A 21458-nucleotide genomic window follows, 5' to 3' on the forward strand; every position below is an offset into this window, starting at 1 on the left:
CATATCATGGGGGAATATGTCGAGGAATATGCGGTGTCATCAGCGCAAAAGCGAATGTATATGCTGCAGCAGCTCCATCCGCGCGAGACAGCATACAATATGCCTCTTGTGTTGACTGCAGAAGGAAAGCTTGACCAAGAGCGGCTTCAACAAGCATTTCAGAAGCTGATCAAACGGCATGAATCACTGCGTACGCGCTTCGTCATCGTAGATGGCGAACCCGTACAGCAGATTGAAGAGGATGTTTCATTCACAGTTTGTTCTGCAAACGGTACAGAAGAGGAAGCCGGGCAATGGGTGCAGTCATTTGTGGAGCCGTTCGATTTAAGCGCCGCGCCTCTCCTGCGCGTAGGAGTCATGAGGCTGTCTGAGGAGACCCATTTGCTGGCGATTGACATGCATCATATCATTTGTGACGGCGTTGCGATCAGCATTTTGGTCAATGAATTCAACGAATTGTATCATGGGGCTGAACTGCCGCCGCTAAGGATTCAGTACAAAGATTTTGCCGTTTGGCAAAATGAGCGGAGGAAAAGTGAGGCGTACAAGAAACAAGAGGAATACTGGCTGAAGCAGCTATCCGGCGAACTGCCGGTGCTGCAGCTGCCGACGGACAGGAAGCGGCCGGCGGCACAAAGCTTCATCGGGGGTGCCGTGGAATCATCTGTCTCTCCGGAGCTGGCGCATAAGCTCAAACAGCTGGCCGGGGAGAGCGGCGCTACACTTTTTATGGTGCTTTTGGCAGCATACCAGACGCTTCTTGCCCGCTACAGCGGGCAGGAAGATATAATTGTCGGATCGCCGATCGCCGGGCGTCCGCATGCCGACCTTGAAAAGATCGTCGGAATGTTTGTTAATACCTTGGCGCTTAGGGGGTATCCGCAGCGTGAGAAAACATTCAGGGCTTTTTTAGAAGAGATGAAGGAAACGGCGCTGCAAGCCTATGAGCATCAAGAAGTGCCGTTTGAAGCGCTCGTGGAAAGGCTCGGTGCGCCCCGCGATGTGAACCGGAACCCTCTATTTGATGCGATGTTTGTGCTGCAGAATACAGAAAGTGCCGAACTGGCAATGGATGGTCTCACACTGCGGCCGTATCAACAAAAACACAGAATCGCCAAATTTGATCTTACACTTCAGGCGGAAGAAAAAAACGGAGAGCTGCAATTGACGTGGGAATACAGGACGGAGCTGTTTGAAAGGGAGACCATTGAGCGCTGGACGACACATTGGCTGCAGCTGCTTGAACAGGTGGCAGACGATCCGGACATACGGCTTGGTGAGATTGACTTGTTGACCAAAACGGAAAAACACCGGCTGTTACATACATTCAACGGCACAAAGGCCGCTGCTCCAAATGATAGAACCGTCCACCAGCTGTTTGAGGAACAGGCCGAAAGAACGCCGGAGAAGACCGCTGTTGTGTGTGGGGCTGCCAGACTGACATACAGGGAACTTAACAACCGGGCCAATCACCTCGCGTATATGCTTCGTGAAAACGGGGTAAAGCCGGATACGACCGTCGCTCTTATGGCAGACCGTTCTCCTCTGGTTATCGTTAGCATTCTCGGAATCCTGAAGGCGGGGGGCGCGTATGTCCCGATTGACCCGTCCCACCCGGAAGAACGTATTCAATTTGTCATCAAAGACAGCAAAGCAGACATCCTGATCACTCAAAAACAATTGACTATCGATGTGATGGATTCAAAACGGATTCTCAACCTTCAACAGATCAATTGGGAAGGCCTCGGCGATCCGGATCATTTGCCCCCGAGCGCTTCTCCAGACAATTTGGCTTATGTCATCTATACGTCGGGGACAACCGGAAAGCCAAAAGGAGTGATGGTGGAACATAGAAGTGTTGCACACAATCTGCTGTGGCATGCCGACGAATACCGTTTGACAAGCGAAAATACGTTCTTGCAGCTTGGCGCCTATACATTTGATGCATCTATATTGAGCACGTTTTCTCCGCTGCTGACAGGAGCGACCGTAGCCATGGCGGGGGAGGATCAGGCGAGAGATCCAAATGCCGTATCCACTATCATAGCATCTGATAATGTCACTCATTTATGCTGCCCGCCCAGTTTCTATACGCTTCTCCTCGACGCTTTGACGCCGGAAGCAGCCGCTTCTCTTCGGACGGTTATTATGGGCGGAGAAAGACTGCCGGAACACATGGTCTACCGAAGCAAAAGGAACTTTCCGTTTATCGAGCTTGTGAACGAATACGGGCCGACAGAAAGCTGTGTCACGTCCAGTGTTCAGCGGGACGTTTGCCCAGACGAAAACATCACGATCGGACGCCCGATTCGCGGAACCCGCATGTATATCGTAAACGAAGCCTGCAGCCTCCAGCCGATCGGCGCTCCCGGAGAGCTGTGCATCAGCGGAAAAGGTCTTGCCCGCGGTTATGTAAATCAGCCGGAATTATCAGCGGAGAAATTTGTAGCAAACCCTTACGCACCGGGGGAACGGATGTACAGGACGGGAGATCTCGCCCGCTGGCTGCCTGACGGAAGCATCGAATTTCTCGGACGGATCGACCATCAGGTGAAAATACGCGGCTATCGTATTGAGCCGGGAGAAATTGAACAAACGCTTTTAGCATATGAAGCGATAAAAGAAGCAGCTGTCATTGCCAAAGAGGAAGCTGATGGCGACAAGACATTGTGTGCATATTATGTAGCCTGCCTGCCGGTCAATCCCGGTGATGTGCGCGCGCATACCACTGCGGCGCTGCCGTTTTATATGGTGCCGTCCTTTTTTATCGAGCTTGACCGTATGCCTGTGACACCGAACGGCAAGCTTGATGAAAAAGCTTTGCCTGAGCCGGACCGGCTATCTGCAGCGGCAGAGTATGTAGAGCCGGCAACTCAAGCAGAAAGGGATTTAGCTCTCATCTGGCAGGAGGTGCTTGGTGTTGAACGCGTCGGCGCCGCTGACCATTTCTTTAAGCTTGGAGGGCATTCGCTCAAGGCGATGCTGCTTGTGTCGCGTATTCATCGGGAGCTCGGAGCCGAAGTGCCGGTGCGGGATGTATTTCAGCACCCCACGGTGAGACAGCTGGCTTTGCGAATAGAAGCAGATGGGGAAGTCTCAGCATACAAAGAAATCGAACCTGTTCCGCTGCAACAGGAATACCCGGTTTCACCGGCACAAAAACGAATGTATATGCTCCACCACATGCATCCGGAGACGACAGCCTATCATATACCGACAGTAATGGTTGTCGAGGGGGCGTTCAATCTTCAGCGGCTGGAACAAGCGATTCATGCGCTGATCAGGCGGCATGAATCGCTCCGTACGCGTTTTGTGCTGAAAGAAGGGGTTCCGATGCAGATCGTCGAGGAGGATGTGCCATTTTCCTTGCCGCATACTTGCGGGACAGAAGCCGATGCAGAGCGCTGGGTAGATTCGATTGTACAACCGTTTGATTTAAGCGCAGCACCGCTCTTTCGGGCAGGTGTGATGTCGATCTCGAATGAACGGCATCTGCTTGTGATCGACATGCACCATATTATTGCCGACGGGATGACGATGAGTATCTTCATCAATGAGTTCAACGCGCTCTATCAGGGATTTGAGCTCAAACCGCTGCGCATCCAATACAAGGATTTTGCTGTTTGGCAAAACAGCCGGATCCAAAAAAAGGCCTATCGGGCAAAAGAAGCATATTGGCTTGCGCAGCTTGCAGGCGAACTGCCTTACCTGAAGCTGCCAGGCGACAAGCCGAGGCCGTCTGTTCAAGATTTTCGCGGAGGCGTTGTCGAATCAACCGCCGATGCAGAATTAAAGCGAAAGCTCGAACGGCTGGCGGAACAAAATGGTGCGACGCTTTATATGGTGCTTCTCGCTGCGTACCAAACATTGCTTTCACGCTACAGCGGACAGGATGATATCATCGTCGGTTCACCCATCGCCGGCCGCCCTCATCCAGATCTGGAAAAAATCGCGGGAATGTTTGTCAATACATTGGCGCTGCGGGGATATCCGAAGGAGGAGAAAACATTTCAAGCATTTTTAACAGACATTAAAAAAACAACGCTTGAAGCGTTCGACCATCAGGAAGTGCCGTTTGAGGCGCTTGTGGAGAAGCTCGAAGTGCGGCGCGATATAAATCGGAACCCTGTGTTTGATGTGATGTTTTCTTTCCAAAATATCGAGCAGCACGAGCTGAAAATGGATGGACTCAAATTGCGTCAATGCGACCGGAAGCATACGACCGCCAAGTTTGATTTGACAATGCGTGTTAAGGAACAAAGCGGACGGCTCCTGTTCGCATTGGAATACAGCACGGCACTGTTCAAACAGGAGACCGTCGAGCGATGGGCGGGTCACTGGCAGCAGCTGCTTGAACAGGTGGCAGCCGATCCGGACATACGGCTCGGAGAGATCGACATCTTGACAGAGAAGGAAAGACATCAGCTGCTTCACACATTCAATGAGGAAAAGTCTGGTGAGCCGACAAATAAAACGATTCATCAGCTGTTTGAAGAACAAGTCTATCACAGACCAAGCCAGACAGCGGTGATCTGCGAAGATCAGTCGATCACATATCGGGAGCTGAACGACAGAGCAAATCGACTTGCACGGCTTTTGAGAAAGAAAGGCGTCAGACCTGATGATATCGTAGGCCTTGCGGTTGAGCGTTCCGTCGAAATGATCATCGGCATAATCGGAATTTTAAAGGCGGGCGGTGCTTATCTGCCGCTCGATTTGAACTCACCTGAAGAGCGGACGGGTTTTATTCTCGAGGATAGTCATGCAAAATTTTTATTGAGGCGCCAAAATGGACAAAACATTCCGTTTGCCGGGGAAACAGTTCTATTGGGTGAGATCGAATCTTTGCCGGCTGAATCGAATCTTCCGGCTGTTTCAAGCCCACAGCATCTTGCGTATGCCATCTATACGTCAGGCTCGACAGGCAAACCAAAAGGAGTCCTGATTGAACAAAGCAATGTTGTCAACTTGGTCGATGGCTTGTATCAGCGCATCTACCGCCATTATGCTGAAAGCTTGAAAATTGCGCTGATTGCGCCGGTTTACTTTGACGCATCCGTTAAACAGATATTCGCCAGCTTATTGCTGGGACACACGCTGGTGATCGCTCCCGAAGCGGCGCGCTTCGATCATCGGCTGCTGACCGGTTTTTATCACCGGCAAAACATAGACATATCTGATGGTACACCAGCCCATCTTCAGCTGCTGGCCGGAGCGAAGCGGCCGGTTCACGTAAAACACTTTATCATTGGCGGAGAGGCATTGCCCGCGGATCTGGTGGAGCGGATCTGGGAAATGTATGGCGGCGGTCCGAAGCCGGTGATAACCAATATTTATGGTCCTGCGGAATGCACAGTTGACGCTGTTTCCTATCATGTGAAGCCCGGCAATCACCGAACAATACCGATAGGAAAACCGCTGCCGAATGACCAAGTCTATATTATGAATCGGTATAACAAGCTGCAGCCTGTCGGAGTTGCAGGGGAATTATGTATTGGGGGCGCGGGTCTTGCCCGCGGATACTTGAACAGGCCCGAACTGACGAGGGAGAAATTTGCGGCCCATCCGTTCACTCCAGGGGCGCGGATGTACAAAACCGGCGATCTCGCCAGATGGCTTCCTGATGGAAACATTGAGTATATAGGACGGACAGACCATCAGATCAACCTCAGGGGTTTCCGGATCGAGCCGGGAGAAATCGAAAACCGGCTGCTTGAGCATCCCGCGGTAAAGGAGGCGGCTGTTATCATGAGGGAAGACACCGGCGGGGATAAGGCGCTGTGCGCTTATTACGTCACGGAACGGCCCACAGAGGCAAAACAGCTTCGTTCGCATTTGGAAGTTGCGCTGCCTCCGTACATGGTGCCAGCGTTTTTTATCTCCCTTGAGCAAATGCCTTTGACAGCAAACGGAAAGCTTGACCGTCATGCGCTGCCAAAGCCGGATGGTGCGGTTTCTGCAGCCGAACACGTCCCGCCGGATACGGCAGCAGAAGCGCAGCTGGCCAGGTTATGGCAGGAGGTGCTCGGCATCGGGCGGATTGGCGTTGAAGACCATTTCTTTGAACTTGGAGGCCATTCGCTGAAAGCGATGACGCTTATATGGCGCATTAAACAAGAGATGAATCTTGATGTTCCGCTGCAAGCCGTGTTTCAATATCCGCGGATCAGAGACTTTGCGGGATTCATCGCGAGCTCCAAGCAGTTGAGTTTTGATCAATTGAAGGGTCATATGGTTCAACTCAGCAAAAAAGGAGACGGCAATCTGTATTGTTTTCCCGGTATTGGCGGGGCAGGCTATATTTTTCGGACATTATGCGAGCACCTTCCTGGCTGGAATGGCTTTGGAATGAACTATATCGAATCGCCAAATCGCATTGGTGAATATGTGGAACAGATTAAACGCATTCAGCCGCACGGCCCATATTACTTTTTGGCATACTCTGCGGGCTCTGCTCTTGCATACGAGGTGATTAAGCAGCTTGAATCCAACAATGACCGGGTGGAACAATTGATTCTTTTCGACTGCAGAATGGAGAACAGCAAAGAAAAGCTTGATCAGCAAAAGGTGGAAAAACATGCAGAAGAGTTTGTGGAACAGTTCATCATCGAACAATTTGTAAAGAAAAACAATATACAAGATCATGCGCACATCACATATCTTCGCAATCAAGGACGTAAAAGCGTTTTGAGCTTTTATCAATATCGGCAGGAGATGGTTTACGAAGCGCCGATCAATGCCGAGATCCATCGAATTGAAGCCGAGCATGAAAAATGGGATAATCAGGATATTGCGAACATGACGATCCAAAAACCTTTTTCTTATCAAGGATACGGAGCCCATCAAGAAATGTTGAATTCGCCATTTGCTGAAAAAAATGCAGAGATTCTGCTGGGGATTTTAAACAAAGTCAAAAGCTTATAATCTATTAACACGTACTGCCTGCCGCCGTTGGCCAGGCCGGCGGCATCCCATCCGGGGATTCCGGCGCTAAACAATAATGGAAAGCCGCATAAAATATGATGAATCATTCCCATTACCAAAAATCGGCAGGATATTGAAAATGAGCAAAGCTAAACATTTCCAATATCCTGCCGATATAAATCATATGCAGAAAAAGGAGGACGCCACATGCTCATCGTTACAACGGATACGATCGCTCATCAAACCGTACAAGAAGTGAAGGGAATCGTCACAGCCAGTATTGTCCAATCGCGAAATATTGGAAAAGATATTTTATCAGGTTTGAAATCGGTGATTGGCGGAGAACTGAAAAATTATACAGAGATGCTTGAAGATTCGAAGAAAATGGTCAAGGAACGCTTGGTAAAACAAGCGGAAGAATTGGGAGCAAACGCTATTGTCGGATTAAGATTTGAACTCTCGGCAGGACAGGGCACTTCAGAATTAATCGGATACGGAACGGCTGTCGTAATTGATTAATTGCATGCTTTTAGCAGAAAAAAACGCCTTCTATTAAGGCGTTTTCTCTGACTGCTCTGTTTTCTTACGGTTTGAGATAAGATGGGGGTATTTTCTATAGATGATGATCATGATGATCAGCATGTACGCGCCATAGATGCCGAAGGACACCAGTTTATGTTCGCTGAAATTGGCGCCGGCAATCGATATGACAAGGACATTGGGGATTTTCCCGAGCGTTGATGCTGTGAAAAAGACCGCCCATTTGATGGTGCTCAAGCCGCAGACAGTGTTCATGACAACGGAAGGAATGACAGGTATCAGCCTGCCCAAAAGGACGGCTGTAAAGGCATTCTGATGAAAATAAGCTTCATATTCACTGATTTTAGGATATTTCGAAGTCTTTTTCCTCGCCCAATCCCTGAATCCGTAGCGGGCAAGAAAAAACAGCAGCATTGTGCCGAGCATCGATCCTGATAATGTGATCAAGACACCGCTTGCGATACCGAAAACCGCTCCGTTTAGGCCGGCGATGATGGCAAACGGTACGACAGGGAAAAAGACGCAGGCTGCCACGAGCAGGATGCTCAACATGACCGACAACATTCCGCCTAGTTTGATCAGCTCAAGCCAGGCTTCTTTTTGTGAAAATCCGGCCATGATCATTACAATGACCGCAACAAAGCTTAATCCTTTTTTTATCATACCGATGTCCGCTGCCTTTCTATGAATTCATTACATCTTTAACAACGCGTCTTCCAAATAAGCCAAGATCTCATCAGCTTTTGATAGATTGCAATTGCTGAGCATGATGAGAACCTTTTTTTGGTCAATGAAGCGGTTGATAGAGCTGATAAATCCGTGGATTTCTCCATCATGCCATATTTTATACTTATTTTGTTTATTAATAAACCAACCATATCCGATCAAATTGTTTTGCACAAGTCCTGAAAACGGGCCGTCACACGGAAAAGCCGGTTTTCTGACACAGCTGTACAAGATTTCTTTAAGCGCGCTTTCCGAGATCAGTTTTTCAGTATATAACGCCCGGTCCCACAAATATAAATCCTCGACGGTTGAGTAGAGCCCGCTTTCTCCATGGCCGTAGACGATCGGCGCTTGAACCGTTCCCCGATTAATTGCTAAATATCCGACTGTTGGAAAAATATCTGCCGGAGAAGTGAAAAATCCGGAGTTTTTCATGCCTAAAGGTTCAAATATCAACTTTTGGATGTTGTGTTCATAAGAGTCGTCTGTGACCGTTTCAATGATTTTAGCCAGCAGGATGTAACCCGAATTGCTGTAGCTAAATCTCTGTCCGGGAGTGAATTCGAGCGGCTTGTCCACAAAGAGGGAAATGAATTGGTCCAATGTCGAAAGTGTTAATTCGATATCGAGCAGTTCTTCTTCCAAAAAATCCGGAATGCCTGAAGTATGGCTTAACAGGTGTTTGATGGTGATCCTGTCCCCGTTCGGATAGTCGGGCAAATACAATTGAACGGGGTCAGATGTCTTGAGCAGACCTTTTTCGTGCAATTGCATGATCGCAACAGCGGTAAACTGCTTTGTCAAAGAAGCGATCTGATAGCGCGATTCCGGTCCGTTTTCAATTTTATCCCTGTAATTGGAGTATCCGTAACCCTTGGACAATATAATACCATTCTTGTCTGCCAGCAGGATGCTGCCGTGAAAATGATTTCTGGATGCTTGTTCCATTAGATAGGCATCGAGCTGATCTGTTGTGTGTTCCAAAAAAACCAGTCCTCTCATATCTATAGTTAATGAAATAGAAAGCGGTTTGTTGATAGTGCAGGCACGACAAACATAACATTATAAAAAAGTTCAGGGATTTACCATCATTTGCGTTATAATTTAAGCTAAATTTAAGTAAATTTAGACAAAATTTTGACAAAAATTCCTCGGCGCCGAGCTGACATTTATATGTTTTGCCGGTGTCTTTTTTTTATCGGAAAAGGCTGAAATATAAGGCTGTGGTAACGAAATAAGGATGAAAGTCAAGTTTTTTTTCGAAGATGAGACTAAAGCTCTGAGTTTTATTTTCGAAGAAAGGACTATATTAGTATTTTTTAATTTTACCTTAATTTTGAAGGGTTTTTCCTTTATTATCTATAATATCTTCATTTAATATATGTGCATGAAAGCGAGATCGGTGACTCTTTTGCACTACAGCAAACTGCCGCCATCCGCATTCCAAAACATTACAGGAGGTTTTAAAATGGAACAAAAACATATCGCCATTTTCAATATTCCGGCTCATGGACATATTAATCCGACACTTGCATTAACAAAAAAACTCGTGGAGCGCGGCTATCGCGTGACATATCCGGTCACAGACGAGTTTGTCGCGGCAATTGAAGAAACGGGGGCAGAGCCGCTTCAATACCGCTCTACTTTAAACATCAATCCCCAAACAATCAGAGAGATGATGAAAAATAAAGAAGATATGCCGCAGGCGCCGAAAATGTTTATGAAAGAGGTGGAAGAGGTTTTGCCTCAGCTTGAAGAGCTTTACCAACATGACCGGCCTGACCTGATCGTTTACGATTTTATGGCCATGACAGGTAAACTCATAGCGGAAAAGCTTGGGGTCGAGGCGGTGCGGCTTTGCTCGACATATGCTCAGAACGAGCATTTTCAATTCAAGGATCTGGTAGAAAGGATGCAGATCGAAAAGGTTGGTCAACAGGTTTCTGATTTGAAAAATGCCAATTTTTCGACAGCGAGATTTGAAGAACTGTTTGAACCGGCAAAGCTGAACATTGTATTTATGCCGCGCGCTTTTCAGCCTTATGGCGACACATTTGACGAACGTTTCCGTTTTGTTGGTCCATCTCTTGCCGAACGTAAATTTCAGAACAACAATGAGCAGCTTGTCAAAGACGATGGCCGCCCGGTGATGCTCATTTCATTGGGAACGGCGTTCAATGCTTGGTCTGAGTTCTATAGTATGTGCATCGATGCGTTCAGGGATACAAAATGGCAGGTCATCATGTCGGTAGGAGCAGCCATCGATCCCGAAAGCTTTGAGGACATCCCTGACAATTTTTCGATTCGTCAGTCTGTTCCGCAGCTCGAGATCCTTAAAAAAGCAAAGCTGTTCATTACTCATGGCGGAATGAACAGTACGATGGAAGCATTAAATGAAGGTGTTCCTCTCGTTGTGATTCCGCAAATGCCTGAACAGGAGATGACGGCCCGCCGCGTTGAAGAGCTTGGTCTCGGCCGTCATCTGCAGCCTGAAGCAACCACGGTTCAACGATTGCAGGAAGCCGTCTCTCAAGTCGATGATAACACTGAACTTCTGAATCGGGTCAAAGACATGCAAGAAAACATAAAAGAAGCGGGAGGAGCGGAAAAAGCCGCTGATGAAATCGAAGCGTTTTTCAAGCCGATTACGGTAAATTAATGGTTTGAAGAAGCATCTTGCACAACCGGTCATATACGAGCCCTGGGGAATTTAAATGTTCCCCAGGGCTGTTTTGTTTGAACAAGTCCAGAAGAGGCTAAAAAGTATACAGTGTCACATTTTGAACATACTACTTTCTATTCATGTGTGACTTTTTAGAACGTATGACTAGGAGGAAGCATTATGTCAAACCAGGGCAAATTCAAAAAAACAATGTCATTGCTGGATCTGATTTTGATCGGGATGGGCGCGATATTCGGCTCAGCTTGGCTGTTTGCCGTCAGCAATGTCGCTTCAAAAGCCGGACCTGCGGGAAGCTTTTCCTGGATTATCGGAGGGGTGATCATCCTGTTAATCGGTCTGGTCTATGCGGAGCTTGGCGCAGCTTTGCCGCGCACGGGGGGAATTATCCGCTACCCTGTTTATACGCACGGCCATCTTGTCGGGTCTTTAATTTCCTTTATCACGATCGTTGCGTATACCAGTCTGATTTCGATTGAAGTCACAGCAGTTCGCCAGTATATGGCTTATTGGTTTCCCGGATTGACGATAGAAGGGTCAGAGTCGCCGACCATCATCGGCTGGCTTTTGCAATTTACTTTATTATGCTTGTTCTTTTTGCTGAATTACTGGAGTGTGAAAGCATTCGCAAAATCCAATTTGATCATTTCCATTTTTAAATATGTTGTTCCTTTGACCATCATTGTCGTACTTGCGTTTCACTTTAAAGCGGCCAATTTTACAGCAGGTGATTTTTCGCCGTTCGGCTTTGCCGGTGTACAGGCATCAATTTCGACAGGCGGTGTCATGTTCGCCTATCTCGGGCTTCATCCGATTGTTTCGGTCGCAAGCGAAGTAAAAAACCCGCAGCGGAATATTCCCGTCGCTTTGATTATATGTATCATCGTTTCTGCCTGCATCTACACGATTTTGCAGGTGGTGTTTATCGGCGCGATTCCGACGGATATGCTTGAGAATGGTTGGAAGGCGATTGGAAAGGAATTTTCTTTGCCATTTAAAGATATCGCCGTTCTGCTGGGGTTGGGCTGGCTTGCGACTCTTGTTGTGCTGGACGCGATTTTGTCTCCGGGCGGGAACGGAAATATCTTTATGAATACGACGTCACGTTTAGTATATGCATGGGCGCGGAACGGTACTTTGTTTCAAGTGTTCAAGAAGGTCAATAAACCTACAGGAATTCCCCGTCCGTCTTTATGGCTGTCATTTGGGCTGGCCGTTTTCTGGACGCTTCCTTTTCCGTCTTGGGATGCGCTCGTCAATGTTTGTTCGGTTGCATTGATTCTTTCTTATGCGATTGCTCCAGTATCTGCAGCAGCTTTAAACCTTAACGCGAAGCATGTAAAAAAACCGCTGCAGATTAAAGGCATGGCTGTCATTGCCCCGATTTCATTCGTCTTTGCGTCATTTATTGTGTACTGGTCGGGATGGAATACGGTTTCGTGGCTGCTCGGCTCCCAGCTGGTGATGTTTGCCATCTATTGGGCCTGCAAAAAATTCGTCCCGACGGATGATGTACCGTTCCGACAGCAGCTAAAGTCTGCATGGTGGCTTGTCGGCTACTATATCATACTGCTGATTTTTTCATACTTGGGCTCCTTCGGAAACGGTTTGGGCTTATTGAAGACGCCTGTAGATTTGACTCTGATTGCGGTCTGCTCCATTGCGGTATTTTATTGGGCGAAGTATACGGCATTACCGGAAGCCGTGATCGATTATGATGAGAAAAAAGAGGAACCTGTGTAATTCCGTAAAAAAAGGAACCCGCCTGCTGCAGGTTCCTTTTCTTTTATATTTGCGGCAAATCTTTCGCTGTTTCAGAAGCTTTCATATCCGTGTTGATTTGTGCAGATATGTTTTCTGGATGATAGTAACCCTTGGATATCATATAATTCGTGATTTGTTCATGTGTTTCAATCGCATCGTTTAAATATTGCTTAAGCGTATCTCTTACTTCGGGGGAAGTTGTTTCTGTAATGGCTGTTGCTATGTTTTTAACGCCTGTTTTAGCGGTAATCAAAAAGTCTGTCGCGATTACCTGTTCAGTCATCGCTCCCATACCCGTCATGTTCTGGATAAATTCGTTCATAGATTTTCACCCCTTGTTGTTAATAATCCTTGCAAATGTTCGATCTGATGTTTGGTTTGGGAAGCATCCCGTTCCAGGATGTCTCTAAGTTTCTGATCTTTCACGAGCCCGGTCATCGTTGAAGACTTAGTCAGGCAGAGATTTTTAAACATCAGAAGTTCATGCAGCTCCAATGTTTCGTGAATAGCGTTGTTCAAAGAAAACATTCCTTTCGATGATATTTGGCACTCGCAGTATATTTTGGAGGAATATAGTTGTTTTATTCATTTTTAGAACTTGCAATTTTTTACTCATTTGCAATACTTCACTCTGCTAAACCTTACGAACCCGGAAGAATTTCGTCAAAAGCCACGTTCCTTGCGGAAAATGAAGCGTCAGCTGCCATACGCCTCCTCCGTCAAGGTCATACTCCCGCATCAGGAGCATTTTTTTGCCGATGCTCCGCGAGTCTTCAAACCAAACAACATGTCTTTTGCCTTGTTCATCGGTATATTCGAAAAACGGGGACTCATATTCTTTGGCATATTGAATCCGAGTTTGATGCCGCATAGCGAGCTGTATCGCATCATGATTTGAGATTCCCGGATAGGTGGCGCCGGGCTGATACGGAAGAGTCCAGTTATAGCCGTAAAGCGGAAACCCGAGAATGATTTTATGTTTTGGAACCCGGCTGAGGGCAAATTGGATGGTTTGCCTCACTTCATTGATCGGTGCCACAGGACCGGGCTCACTTGCCCCGTGATGCCAGTCGTAAGCCATGATGAACATCAGATCGACGACCGAGCCGATTCCGCCGTAATCATAGCCTCTTAACCAGGCGATATCCTCGCTTGTTTTTGGGGGGACGGCGATCGTCACTACGTATCCGGACGGCTGAAGCCGTCCCTTCAGTTCGCGCAAAAAGCCCGTGAATAAGTCCCTGTCTTCCGCTGATATATTTTCAAAATCAATATTAACCCCCGCATATCCTTTTCTTGAAATGGTGGCTGCAATGTTCGCGATCAGATTGCTTCTGGCTGCGGGGCGGTTCAGGACTTGATGAGCCAGCGCTGAGCTGAAGCCTGTTTCGGTTAAGTTGGTGACCGTCATCAGAGGGGGGACGCGGCGCCTCCATGCCGTTTGAACAGCAGGCAGATCATTGATGTCATTTAAAGACCCGTCATTTGAAAAATGGTATTCAAAAAACGCCAGGTAAGTGGCATAAGGAGCGAAATCATTGATCAGCTCCTGATCTAATTGAGGGCTCCTCAGCCCGTAATAGCCTAAAGCTGTGATCGGTTTTTTCGGTGTGTCGGGGATCGTAATTTTCATGCCGGGGCGCATGGCGGCCGGCGCGATATGCGGGTTTGCCTGTCGCAGGAGCGCCGCTGATACAAATGACCGGTCGGCAATCGAATAAAAATTGTCTCCATATTGAACGGTGTATGTATAAAGCGGGATTAAAAGGGCCTGTCCCGGAACGATATTTGTTTCAGTCAGTCCGTTCGTCAAACGGATTTGATCAGTGGAAATACCGAATGCTGAACCGATGCCATATAAAGAATCTCCAGGCCGAACGGTATAAATAAACAACTGTCACACTTCCTTTATTCCGTTTATTTTGAATCGGATCGCTTTATGCTATGTCTATGAGAGCTGTAAAACAATCATGCTCTGTTTTTCGGCGGGCCGGCTGCGGGTTGTTTTTGAAAAAAATCTTGACTGTTTAGTCTAAAAAGAGTATTCTTCACGATAGGGAGGTGATAACCAGTTGGGAAGGAATAAAGAATTTGATACCGCCCTTGTTCTTCATAAGGCGATGGAAGTGTTTGGGCAATACGGTTTTGAAGGAACGTCGCTCCAAGATTTACTCAGCCATTTGGGAATTGCACGGCAGAGCCTATACAATACGTTCGGCACGAAGCGCGACCTTTTTTTGGCAGCCCTCAAGCGCTATTTGGGGGATAAAAATGCCCGGGTCATTGAAATGCTTGAAAGCCCGGGATCTGTGAAACAGGCGATCAGGCAAATCTTTCAGGAGGGGTTTGAAGTCCTGAAGGATCCCGAACGTGCAAAAGCATGCTATATCATCAACAGCGCAATTGAACAAATGCCGCATGATGCGGAAGTTTCCGAGTATTTTCAAAACCAGACAAAACAGCTTGAAGCCGCATTTTACAAAGCTCTTGTCAGGGCGCAATCGCAAGGCGAATTAAAGGATCATCATCAAGATCTGCTCGCACTGGCCCGTTTTTTAAATCAAGCGCGGCTGTCTCTTACCTTTAACGCTAAAATAACGGCGGATTTTGATGTTCTTCAGGACATGATCGATATCAGCCTATCTGTTTTGGATTAATCGCCGGACGACAGTAAAGCGGGTAAAGATTCGGCTTCGGCTTTACCCATTTTGATTGTCGGTATTTTTTGTTTATTTTAGACTGATCAGTCTAAAAAATAAAATCCGAGGTGAATGAAATGAGTATCAGCATAACGAAGGTTATTGAGCGATTTTTAGACTCTATGCTTGAAAAAGATATGAAGAAGTGGATTGAACTGTGGGATGATCAAGCCGTTTTCGAATTTCCGTATGCACCGGCGGGTTTTCCAGAAAAAATTGAAGGGAAATCCGCAATCTATGACTATATTAAGGATTTTCCAGAAAAAATTGATATTGTACGTTTCACTCCTCCTGTCATTTATCAAATACCTGATTCAAACACGGCGATTGCAGAGTTTGAGTGCGAGGGAACCGTCATCTCAATGGGGCTGCCGTACAAACAGAAGTACATCAGCGTCATTAAAACGAAGGATGGGAAAATCGTCCACTATAAAGATTACTGGAATCCATTGACCGTGATCGAAGCATTTGGAGGACAGCCGGAATCCTTTCTAGCGCCAGTCCAAAACGATGATCAGTATAAGGAGTGTGGGAAATGAACGGAAACCGTATATTAATAACTGGCGGAACAGGCACAACAGGAGGCCGCATTGCCAAGCGCTTGATTTCATCATTTGAGGGGAGCATCGTACGCATTGCGAGCAGAAGGAAACCGCTGATGAGCGGAGCCGAGCATGTATATTTTGACTGGAATGATGAAACGACTCACAGGGAGGCGCTGAAACATGTTGCAAAACTGTATCTTGTCGCGCCTGTCGGCGTCTATGATCCCTCCAATGCAGTGCTGCCGTTTGTAGAACGCGCTCTTGAATCCGGAGTGAGGCGGATTGTCATGCTCAGCGCCGCAATTATCGATGAAGACGGCCCTGTCTTTGGAAAGATTCATCAGGCGGTCAAGGACCTTGCTCCGGAATGGGCGATTCTCAAGCCTTCTTATTTCATGCAAAATTTTATCAATGTCCAGCATGCAGACTCTATTAAAACGAGCGGCGAAATCATTACTGCTTCGGGGGACGGGAAGGTGGGCTTTGTTGATGCGGACGACATTGCTGAAGTCGGCGTCCGTGCGTTAATGGATGACATTCCTCATAATACAGACCACGTGATCACCGGGCCTCAAGCATTAAGCTACGCTGAAGCGGCCGCGATTATCGGCGAGGCGGCCGGGCGAACAGTCAGCCATGTCAATATTTCAGTGTCAGCACTTAAAGACAGGCTGATGAAAGCCGGATTATCGCCGGAGTATGCCAGCTTCATGGCGGACTTGGATCAAAAAATCAAGCATGGAGCTGAAAATCGCATCACCAATACAGTTGAGCGTGTAACCGGGAGAAAGCCGCGTTCATTGGCCGCCTTTGCCGAAAGCCATGCCCGATCCTGGAATCATGCTTGATTGATCACTGGCGTCAGACTTGGACTGAACGGTCGTTTTCCCCTCTTTTTTGACCGTTCAGTCTTGAATTTTTCAGTAAAATTTTTCATTGATTTCCCAGGATTCAACTGTATAGTAGGCCAAGTGTGGGTCAATCCCCATCCCCATTAAATATGCCATCGCAGCCACTTCTTCCATGGCATGGCGGTATGAAGTCGCTTGCGCTTCATTGAGCCCGTAATGAACAAATGGTGCGATTGTGCATAAGGTGACCGGTTTAAGATGGGGGAATAATGGACATTTGATCTGGTGCGCCAATGCCTCGGACTGCGGATATTGCGGAAATGGTACATCCGGCTGGGGGGCAGCTCCCGGCATATGCATATGTTCTTTGTTTTCCATCAGTTTCGTCCTTTCTCGGTAAGTTTCGTTGTATCGTATGCTCCGCTAATGTCCTGCGTGTTAGACGAAGATCACGACTTGGGATTTTTGCTGTCCTTACGATCAATCAAGCAAATAAAAGGACAGGTAGACAAAACATGAGTAGACTAAAAGAGAAATCAAAGAAGGAGGGTGTTTAAGATGGCCAAACATCATTTCCATCTACAGGCAGACTGGCCTGGAAAAAGAAACGACGTAGGAAGGATTGAAAGCGGAAATCTAAAAACCGAGATATCTATCCCAAAGGAAATGGACGGTCCAGGAGCAGGCACAAACCCCGATGAGATGCTGCTTGGCGCGGCTGCGACGTGCTATATCATTACGCTCGCTGCCATGATGGAAAGGAGCGGCCTTGAAAAAGAGGGGCTGACGATGGAATCGGAAGCTGTCGTGGATGTGACAGGGGGCGTTTTTACATATGAGAAAATCATTCACAGACCTGTGATCCGCTTAACAAAAGACGCGTCAGAAAAAGATGTGGAGCTTGCCGGAAAATTGGCTCAAAAAGCGGAAACATCATGTATGATTTCCCGGGCCGTTCAAGGGAATGTAGCCATTGAACTGGAGCCGGAGATCATTGTGCCATAAATAAACAAGGCAAGCTTGTTCAAACGGTCATCTACTGCTGCCGTTTGGCCGGCTCTAAACGTTCTGAATGAAGCTGGGCTGGCGGCTCCCCGGCTTCTTCCCCTTTTGAATGGTTTAACAAATAGACGCCGCCAATGACTAAAACGAGTCCGATGATCGTTTTTAGGCTGAACGGTTCATGAAACAATAAACAGCCGATGGCCGCGGTCAGCGCTGTTCCCGTTCCGGCCCATGTGGCATAGGCCGATGAAAGAGGGATCGTTTTTAAAGAAAAGCTGAGAAATGTAAACGATGATGCGAACCCGATTACGACGCCGATTACCGGAACAGGGGCGCTGAATCCTTCCGAAAGCTTCAGCATTGTACTTCCGAATACCTCTGAAAGTATGGCCGCCGCTAAAAATAGAATGCCTTTCATTTAAATCCCTTCCTTATGTGAGATTGATCAGTACAACGCCTAAAACTAGACAAAGAATGCCGAATACAGCCCGGCGGTTCAGTTTTTCTTGAAACCACATCACACCGATGAAGGTCGTCAGTACTGTGCCCGCGCCGCTCCATGTCGCATATGAGAGGCTGAGCGGGATGAATTGCAATGTCAGCGACATCATATAAAAGGCCAGCGCATATCCGATGACGACAAGAACCCCCGGCTGCCATCGCGCAAATCCGTCAGACACTTTCAGCATCGCGGCGGCTGCAGCCTCGGACAGGATCGCGACCAGAAGAAACAAATAGCCCGTAATCATAACACATCCTCCTCATTAAGATGACTCAATAGAAGCCCATTTCCTTCTTATCCGGCGGTCCGGAGCCCGGACACCGGGAGCGGCATTGCAGGCTTGTCCATGGCTAAACCGCAGAGCATAGCCGAAATTCCTAAAGTTGGGGACAAAAAGAAATATAAAAGGCCGGTATGATAAAGCTGGTGTCAGTTTTAGACATAAAAAAATCCCCCCGGCTATACATACCGGATGGCAAAATCCATCATAAATGATCCGAAAGATCCAAGTCAAGCGGATTGTTATGTAGAAAGGCCCCTTTTTGAGGCCCTTTATTTGTCAGTAGAATGGGTAGTAAGGAAATGGCGGGTAATAAGGGTATCCGAAAGGGCTTATCAGCGCTCCGGCTGTAAGTCCGCCTAAAAATCCTCCGAGAAATGGCCCCGGCCCGTAAAAGAATGGTCTTCCGAAGAAAGGTCTTCCAAAAAAAGGCCTTCCGAAAAATGGTCTGCCGATGATTCGATCGTCCTCAACCTGGTATAAATCGTCATGTCCGAATTCATTCATAAAAAAATTCCCCCAGTAATAAAATGATATCTGACTAACATCAATGTATTCCGCCCGGTTTTTTTTGCCTGGGCAGACGGCTATAAAAGGGCCGATTTTTTAATCAATCCGCCCTAAAAGGAGAGAGGGACATGGCATTATATCCGTCAGATTGGACGAAGGCCCCCGCGCATGCTCATGCATACAGAGCGACAACGTCTGAAGCCGAAGGACACATCCATTTGATTGAGGGATTTTCACAGCCGGCGAATGGAAGCAATACAGATCGGCATGTCCATTTCTATTCAGGGATTACGTCCTTTGACAGAAGACACTACCACAGATACTACGCGATTACGGGACCGGCGATTCCCAGGGCTGACGGGGCGCACTACCATGAGATCGAGGGCATTACCTATCTGGCCTATACGACTGCTCCGCCGATCCAGTACGGAGGTGTCGTTTATGTCAGCGACGGCTACAAGGAGAGGCACAGACACTCATATAAAGGGATCACAAGAGAAATCGTCGGAAATGAACCGCTTGGCTGGTGAAGGAAATGTTTGCCATGAAACAAAAAAGGGTAAAATGAAATAGGTGTTTTTGAACGTTAAATGGTATAATGGGAGGAGCTTGCTTAAAGAGAGTGATCATGAGTGAATAAAAAGAAACCCCCGGTCATCGTCTTGATCGGACCGACCGCTGTGGGCAAGACACAATTAAGCGTGATGCTGGCCGGCAGTTTAAACGCAGAAATTATCAGCGGCGATTCGATGCAGATTTATAAAAAAATGGACATCGGCACAGCAAAAATCAAAGAAGAGGAAATGAATGGAATACCGCATCATCTTCTTGATATTAAGGAGCCGACCGAATCCTTCTCCGTCGCTGAATATCAGGAGATGGTCAGGGAGAAAATGGCTGAAATTGAAAGCCGCGGGAAGCTGCCGATGATCGTAGGCGGGACTGGGCTGTACATTCAGTCTGTCCTTTATGACTATTCATTTACAGAGGATGCAAGCGACCCCGCATTCCGGGCGGAGATGGAAAACCTCGCGTCAACAAAAGGGGCTGATTATATTCACGGCCTGCTGGCGGTGCGTGATCCCGAATCTGCCAAAGCGATTCATCCGAACAATACGCGGAGAGTGATCAGAGCGCTCGAAATACTACATACTTCCGGAAAAACCATGACTGAACATATGGAAGGCCAGAAAAAAGACCTTTTGTACAACACGGCCCTCATCGGCCTGACGATGGATCGGGAAGTGCTTTATGACAGAATCAACAGGCGGGTCGACCAGATGATGGACGAGGGCCTGCTTGAAGAAGTAAAGCGCCTTTATGATGGACACGTCAGGGGCTGCCAGTCGGTTCAGGCGATCGGCTATAAAGAGCTCTATGCGTATCTCGAAGGCAAAGAGCCGCTGGACGCGGCAGTAGAGACGCTGAAGAGAAACTCGAGACGCTATGCCAAACGGCAGCTGACATGGTTCAGGAACAAAATGGACGTCGCCTGGTTTGACATGACGCCCCCTGTCAACATCGAGCAGAAAAAACAGGAAATTTTCGCTTATATAGCAGGAAAGCTCGAACTTTAATCGAAACAATATGTTATAGAGAAACAAGGAGGACCAGAATATGAAATCGATAAATATTCAAGATCAGTTTTTGAATCAGATCCGTAAAGAAAATACATTTGTCACGGTCTTTTTACTCAACGGATTTCAACTGCGCGGACAGGTAAAAGGATTTGACAATTTCACAGTATTGCTTGAGACGGAAGGAAAGCAGCAGCTCATATACAAGCACGCCATTTCAACCTTCGCACCGCAGAAAAACGTCCAGCTCGAACTCGAATAGCGATTCGCGGCTCAGAAAGACCATGCCCGCCGGCATGGTCTTTTTATGTATCGCCCGCCAACCGCGATGCGGTAAAATCAACTCCCGATGCATACAAATTTACAAAGCGGGCGCTAACCGATAAACTAGGTATTGTTTGAACCAAAAGGAGCAAAGGAATGAGCGAAACGATGAAACCTAAAATTGTCATTAACCACTGGGAAGAAACGTGTGAAGATGATTCCTGCTACGAATACGGAACAAGCGTTCTTGTGAATGGGAAAGAGCTGATCAGGGAAGCTTCCATTCTGACCGCCGTTAAATCGGTCCTTGAAGAACTCGGGATTGAAGCCGATATTAAAGAAGTATGCGAAAACAAGTGCTGCGACGCTTACAAAAAATAAGCGGAAAAGTCTAGTCTACTAACTCAATTTTTTTCGTGTTATGATAGATTTCGGTTTATGAGTAGGGTGAGCATCAGCTCTCATTCTACTCATATTTCTTTGGCCTGCGGGCTCCTAAGCTGGAGCTAATTGTGAACTTTCTCAACTTGCGAATCAATATATTGTGTTTTTCGGAATGATAGTATACTATATATTGTGTAAGATGAGTTG

At 47.3% G+C, this 21458-nt stretch carries 21 protein-coding genes; 12 read left to right on the plus strand and 9 right to left on the minus strand.

Annotation, left to right across the window (positions count from 1 at the left end):
- Window positions 1-6 precede the first annotated feature (6 nt).
- Both R5H20_RS10030 and R5H20_RS10035 read left to right on the plus strand, forming a co-directional pair.
- Window positions 7-6924, plus strand: coding sequence for a non-ribosomal peptide synthetase (locus R5H20_RS10030; protein WP_006640277.1), 6918 nt, complete (start codon window positions 7-9; stop codon window positions 6922-6924).
- 207 nt (window positions 6925-7131) lie between these two features.
- Window positions 7132-7443, plus strand: coding sequence for a YbjQ family protein (locus R5H20_RS10035; protein ID WP_006640275.1), 312 nt, complete (start codon window positions 7132-7134; stop codon window positions 7441-7443).
- A gap of 33 nt (window positions 7444-7476) precedes the next feature.
- On the opposite strand, the gene R5H20_RS10040 is transcribed toward R5H20_RS10035, so the two are convergent.
- Window positions 7477-8127 carry a TVP38/TMEM64 family protein gene (locus tag R5H20_RS10040; protein ID WP_006640274.1) on the minus strand — a complete coding sequence of 217 codons (651 nt, stop codon included), beginning with the start codon at window positions 8125-8127 and terminating at the stop codon, window positions 7477-7479.
- A gap of 30 nt (window positions 8128-8157) precedes the next feature.
- Window positions 8158-9174: a serine hydrolase domain-containing protein gene (locus R5H20_RS10045; protein ID WP_006640273.1), complete on the minus strand. Its 1017-nt coding sequence runs from the start codon at window positions 9172-9174 to the stop codon at window positions 8158-8160.
- A 484-nt stretch (window positions 9175-9658) separates the two neighbouring features.
- On the opposite strand from R5H20_RS10045, the gene R5H20_RS10050 reads away from it, so the two are divergent.
- Together R5H20_RS10050 and R5H20_RS10055 are read left to right on the plus strand one after the other, a co-directional pair.
- Window positions 9659-10849 (plus strand): macrolide family glycosyltransferase, encoded by a 1191-nt coding sequence (locus R5H20_RS10050; protein ID WP_006640272.1) that lies wholly within the window; start codon window positions 9659-9661, stop codon window positions 10847-10849.
- A 183-nt stretch (window positions 10850-11032) separates the two neighbouring features.
- On the plus strand, window positions 11033-12613 hold the full coding sequence (locus tag R5H20_RS10055) for an APC family permease (RefSeq protein ID WP_006640271.1): 1581 nt from the start codon (window positions 11033-11035) through the stop codon (window positions 12611-12613).
- 43 nt (window positions 12614-12656) lie between these two features.
- Here R5H20_RS10055 and R5H20_RS10060 read toward each other — a convergent pair whose 3' ends face one another.
- The 3 genes from R5H20_RS10060 to R5H20_RS10070 form a co-directional block, all read right to left on the minus strand.
- Complete coding sequence (locus R5H20_RS10060) at window positions 12657-12956, minus strand: spore coat protein (protein ID WP_006640270.1); 300 nt, start codon at window positions 12954-12956, stop codon at window positions 12657-12659.
- On the minus strand, window positions 12953-13153 hold the full coding sequence (locus tag R5H20_RS10065) for a hypothetical protein (RefSeq protein WP_006640269.1): 201 nt from the start codon (window positions 13151-13153) through the stop codon (window positions 12953-12955). The genes R5H20_RS10060 and R5H20_RS10065 overlap by 4 nt, the downstream gene beginning before the upstream one ends.
- A 115-nt stretch (window positions 13154-13268) precedes the next feature.
- Window positions 13269-14528 carry a glycoside hydrolase family 18 protein gene (locus R5H20_RS10070; RefSeq protein WP_006640268.1) on the minus strand — a complete coding sequence of 420 codons (1260 nt, stop codon included), beginning with the start codon at window positions 14526-14528 and terminating at the stop codon, window positions 13269-13271.
- 178 nt (window positions 14529-14706) lie between these two features.
- Here R5H20_RS10070 and R5H20_RS10075 point away from each other — a divergent pair, with 178 nt between their 5' ends.
- From R5H20_RS10075 to R5H20_RS10085, 3 genes are all read left to right on the plus strand, one after another.
- A complete protein-coding gene (locus R5H20_RS10075; RefSeq protein ID WP_006640267.1) occupies window positions 14707-15291 on the plus strand; it encodes a TetR/AcrR family transcriptional regulator in 585 nt (194 codons plus the stop codon).
- A 119-nt stretch (window positions 15292-15410) separates the two neighbouring features.
- Window positions 15411-15872: a nuclear transport factor 2 family protein gene (locus tag R5H20_RS10080; RefSeq protein WP_006640266.1), complete on the plus strand. Its 462-nt coding sequence runs from the start codon at window positions 15411-15413 to the stop codon at window positions 15870-15872.
- Window positions 15869-16726, plus strand: coding sequence for an NmrA family NAD(P)-binding protein (locus R5H20_RS10085; protein WP_006640265.1), 858 nt, complete (start codon window positions 15869-15871; stop codon window positions 16724-16726). Before R5H20_RS10080 ends, R5H20_RS10085 begins: the two co-directional genes overlap by 4 nt.
- Window positions 16727-16798: 72 nt before the next feature.
- Here R5H20_RS10085 and R5H20_RS10090 read toward each other — a convergent pair whose 3' ends face one another.
- Complete coding sequence (locus R5H20_RS10090; RefSeq protein ID WP_006640264.1) at window positions 16799-17107, minus strand: hypothetical protein; 309 nt, start codon at window positions 17105-17107, stop codon at window positions 16799-16801.
- A 180-nt stretch (window positions 17108-17287) separates the two neighbouring features.
- Here R5H20_RS10090 and R5H20_RS10095 point away from each other — a divergent pair, with 180 nt between their 5' ends.
- Window positions 17288-17734 (plus strand): OsmC family protein, encoded by a 447-nt coding sequence (locus R5H20_RS10095; RefSeq protein ID WP_006640263.1) that lies wholly within the window; start codon window positions 17288-17290, stop codon window positions 17732-17734.
- A 31-nt stretch (window positions 17735-17765) separates the two neighbouring features.
- Here R5H20_RS10095 and R5H20_RS10100 read toward each other — a convergent pair whose 3' ends face one another.
- The 3 genes from R5H20_RS10100 to R5H20_RS10110 all read right to left on the minus strand — a co-directional run bounded on the left by R5H20_RS10100 (window position 17766) and on the right by R5H20_RS10110 (window position 19023).
- Complete coding sequence (locus tag R5H20_RS10100) at window positions 17766-18152, minus strand: SMR family multidrug efflux transporter EbrB (protein ID WP_006640262.1); 387 nt, start codon at window positions 18150-18152, stop codon at window positions 17766-17768.
- Between the two features lie 13 nt (window positions 18153-18165).
- Window positions 18166-18483 carry an SMR family multidrug efflux transporter EbrA gene (locus R5H20_RS10105; RefSeq protein WP_006640261.1) on the minus strand — a complete coding sequence of 106 codons (318 nt, stop codon included), beginning with the start codon at window positions 18481-18483 and terminating at the stop codon, window positions 18166-18168.
- Between the two features lie 312 nt (window positions 18484-18795).
- On the minus strand, window positions 18796-19023 hold the full coding sequence (locus R5H20_RS10110; protein ID WP_006640260.1) for a hypothetical protein: 228 nt from the start codon (window positions 19021-19023) through the stop codon (window positions 18796-18798).
- A gap of 131 nt (window positions 19024-19154) precedes the next feature.
- Here R5H20_RS10110 and R5H20_RS10115 point away from each other — a divergent pair, with 131 nt between their 5' ends.
- From R5H20_RS10115 to R5H20_RS10130, 4 genes are all read left to right on the plus strand, one after another.
- A complete protein-coding gene (locus R5H20_RS10115; RefSeq protein WP_006640259.1) occupies window positions 19155-19556 on the plus strand; it encodes a YmaF family protein in 402 nt (133 codons plus the stop codon).
- 102 nt (window positions 19557-19658) lie between these two features.
- Window positions 19659-20603 carry a tRNA (adenosine(37)-N6)-dimethylallyltransferase MiaA gene (gene miaA / locus R5H20_RS10120; protein WP_006640258.1) on the plus strand — a complete coding sequence of 315 codons (945 nt, stop codon included), beginning with the start codon at window positions 19659-19661 and terminating at the stop codon, window positions 20601-20603.
- A gap of 40 nt (window positions 20604-20643) precedes the next feature.
- The gene (gene hfq / locus R5H20_RS10125) at window positions 20644-20865 is read left to right on the plus strand and encodes an RNA chaperone Hfq (RefSeq protein WP_006640257.1); all 222 of its coding nucleotides are present in this window, start codon (window positions 20644-20646) and stop codon (window positions 20863-20865) included.
- 170 nt (window positions 20866-21035) lie between these two features.
- Window positions 21036-21248, plus strand: a complete 213-nt coding sequence (locus R5H20_RS10130; protein ID WP_006640256.1) for a hypothetical protein — start codon at window positions 21036-21038, stop codon at window positions 21246-21248.
- The last annotated feature ends 210 nt before the right edge of the window (window positions 21249-21458 follow it).

It is taken from the genome of Bacillus sp. KICET-3, assembly GCF_033261025.1.
In the GTDB taxonomy this organism is placed as follows: domain Bacteria; phylum Bacillota; class Bacilli; order Bacillales; family Bacillaceae; genus Bacillus; species Bacillus sonorensis.

Coding starts and splice junctions, on each gene's coding strand:
- R5H20_RS10095 (WP_006640263.1), top strand. CDS start 17,288: ATGGCCAAACATCATTTCCATCTACAGGCAGACTGGCCTGGAAAAAGA.
- R5H20_RS10115 (WP_006640259.1), top strand. CDS start 19,155: ATGGCATTATATCCGTCAGATTGGACGAAGGCCCCCGCGCATGCTCAT.
- R5H20_RS10035 (WP_006640275.1), top strand. CDS start 7,132: ATGCTCATCGTTACAACGGATACGATCGCTCATCAAACCGTACAAGAA.
- R5H20_RS10085 (WP_006640265.1), top strand. CDS start 15,869: ATGAACGGAAACCGTATATTAATAACTGGCGGAACAGGCACAACAGGA.
- R5H20_RS10130 (WP_006640256.1), top strand. CDS start 21,036: ATGAAACCTAAAATTGTCATTAACCACTGGGAAGAAACGTGTGAAGAT.
- R5H20_RS10050 (WP_006640272.1), top strand. CDS start 9,659: ATGGAACAAAAACATATCGCCATTTTCAATATTCCGGCTCATGGACAT.
- R5H20_RS10080 (WP_006640266.1), top strand. CDS start 15,411: ATGAGTATCAGCATAACGAAGGTTATTGAGCGATTTTTAGACTCTATG.
- hfq (WP_006640257.1), top strand. CDS start 20,644: ATGAAATCGATAAATATTCAAGATCAGTTTTTGAATCAGATCCGTAAA.
- R5H20_RS10040 (WP_006640274.1), bottom strand. CDS start 8,127: ATGATAAAAAAAGGATTAAGCTTTGTTGCGGTCATTGTAATGATCATG.
- R5H20_RS10055 (WP_006640271.1), top strand. CDS start 11,033: ATGTCAAACCAGGGCAAATTCAAAAAAACAATGTCATTGCTGGATCTG.
- R5H20_RS10100 (WP_006640262.1), bottom strand. CDS start 18,152: ATGAAAGGCATTCTATTTTTAGCGGCGGCCATACTTTCAGAGGTATTC.
- R5H20_RS10030 (WP_006640277.1), top strand. CDS start 7: ATGGGGGAATATGTCGAGGAATATGCGGTGTCATCAGCGCAAAAGCGA.
- R5H20_RS10060 (WP_006640270.1), bottom strand. CDS start 12,956: ATGAACGAATTTATCCAGAACATGACGGGTATGGGAGCGATGACTGAA.
- R5H20_RS10110 (WP_006640260.1), bottom strand. CDS start 19,023: ATGAATGAATTCGGACATGACGATTTATACCAGGTTGAGGACGATCGA.
- R5H20_RS10090 (WP_006640264.1), bottom strand. CDS start 17,107: ATGGAAAACAAAGAACATATGCATATGCCGGGAGCTGCCCCCCAGCCG.
- R5H20_RS10105 (WP_006640261.1), bottom strand. CDS start 18,483: ATGATTACGGGCTATTTGTTTCTTCTGGTCGCGATCCTGTCCGAGGCT.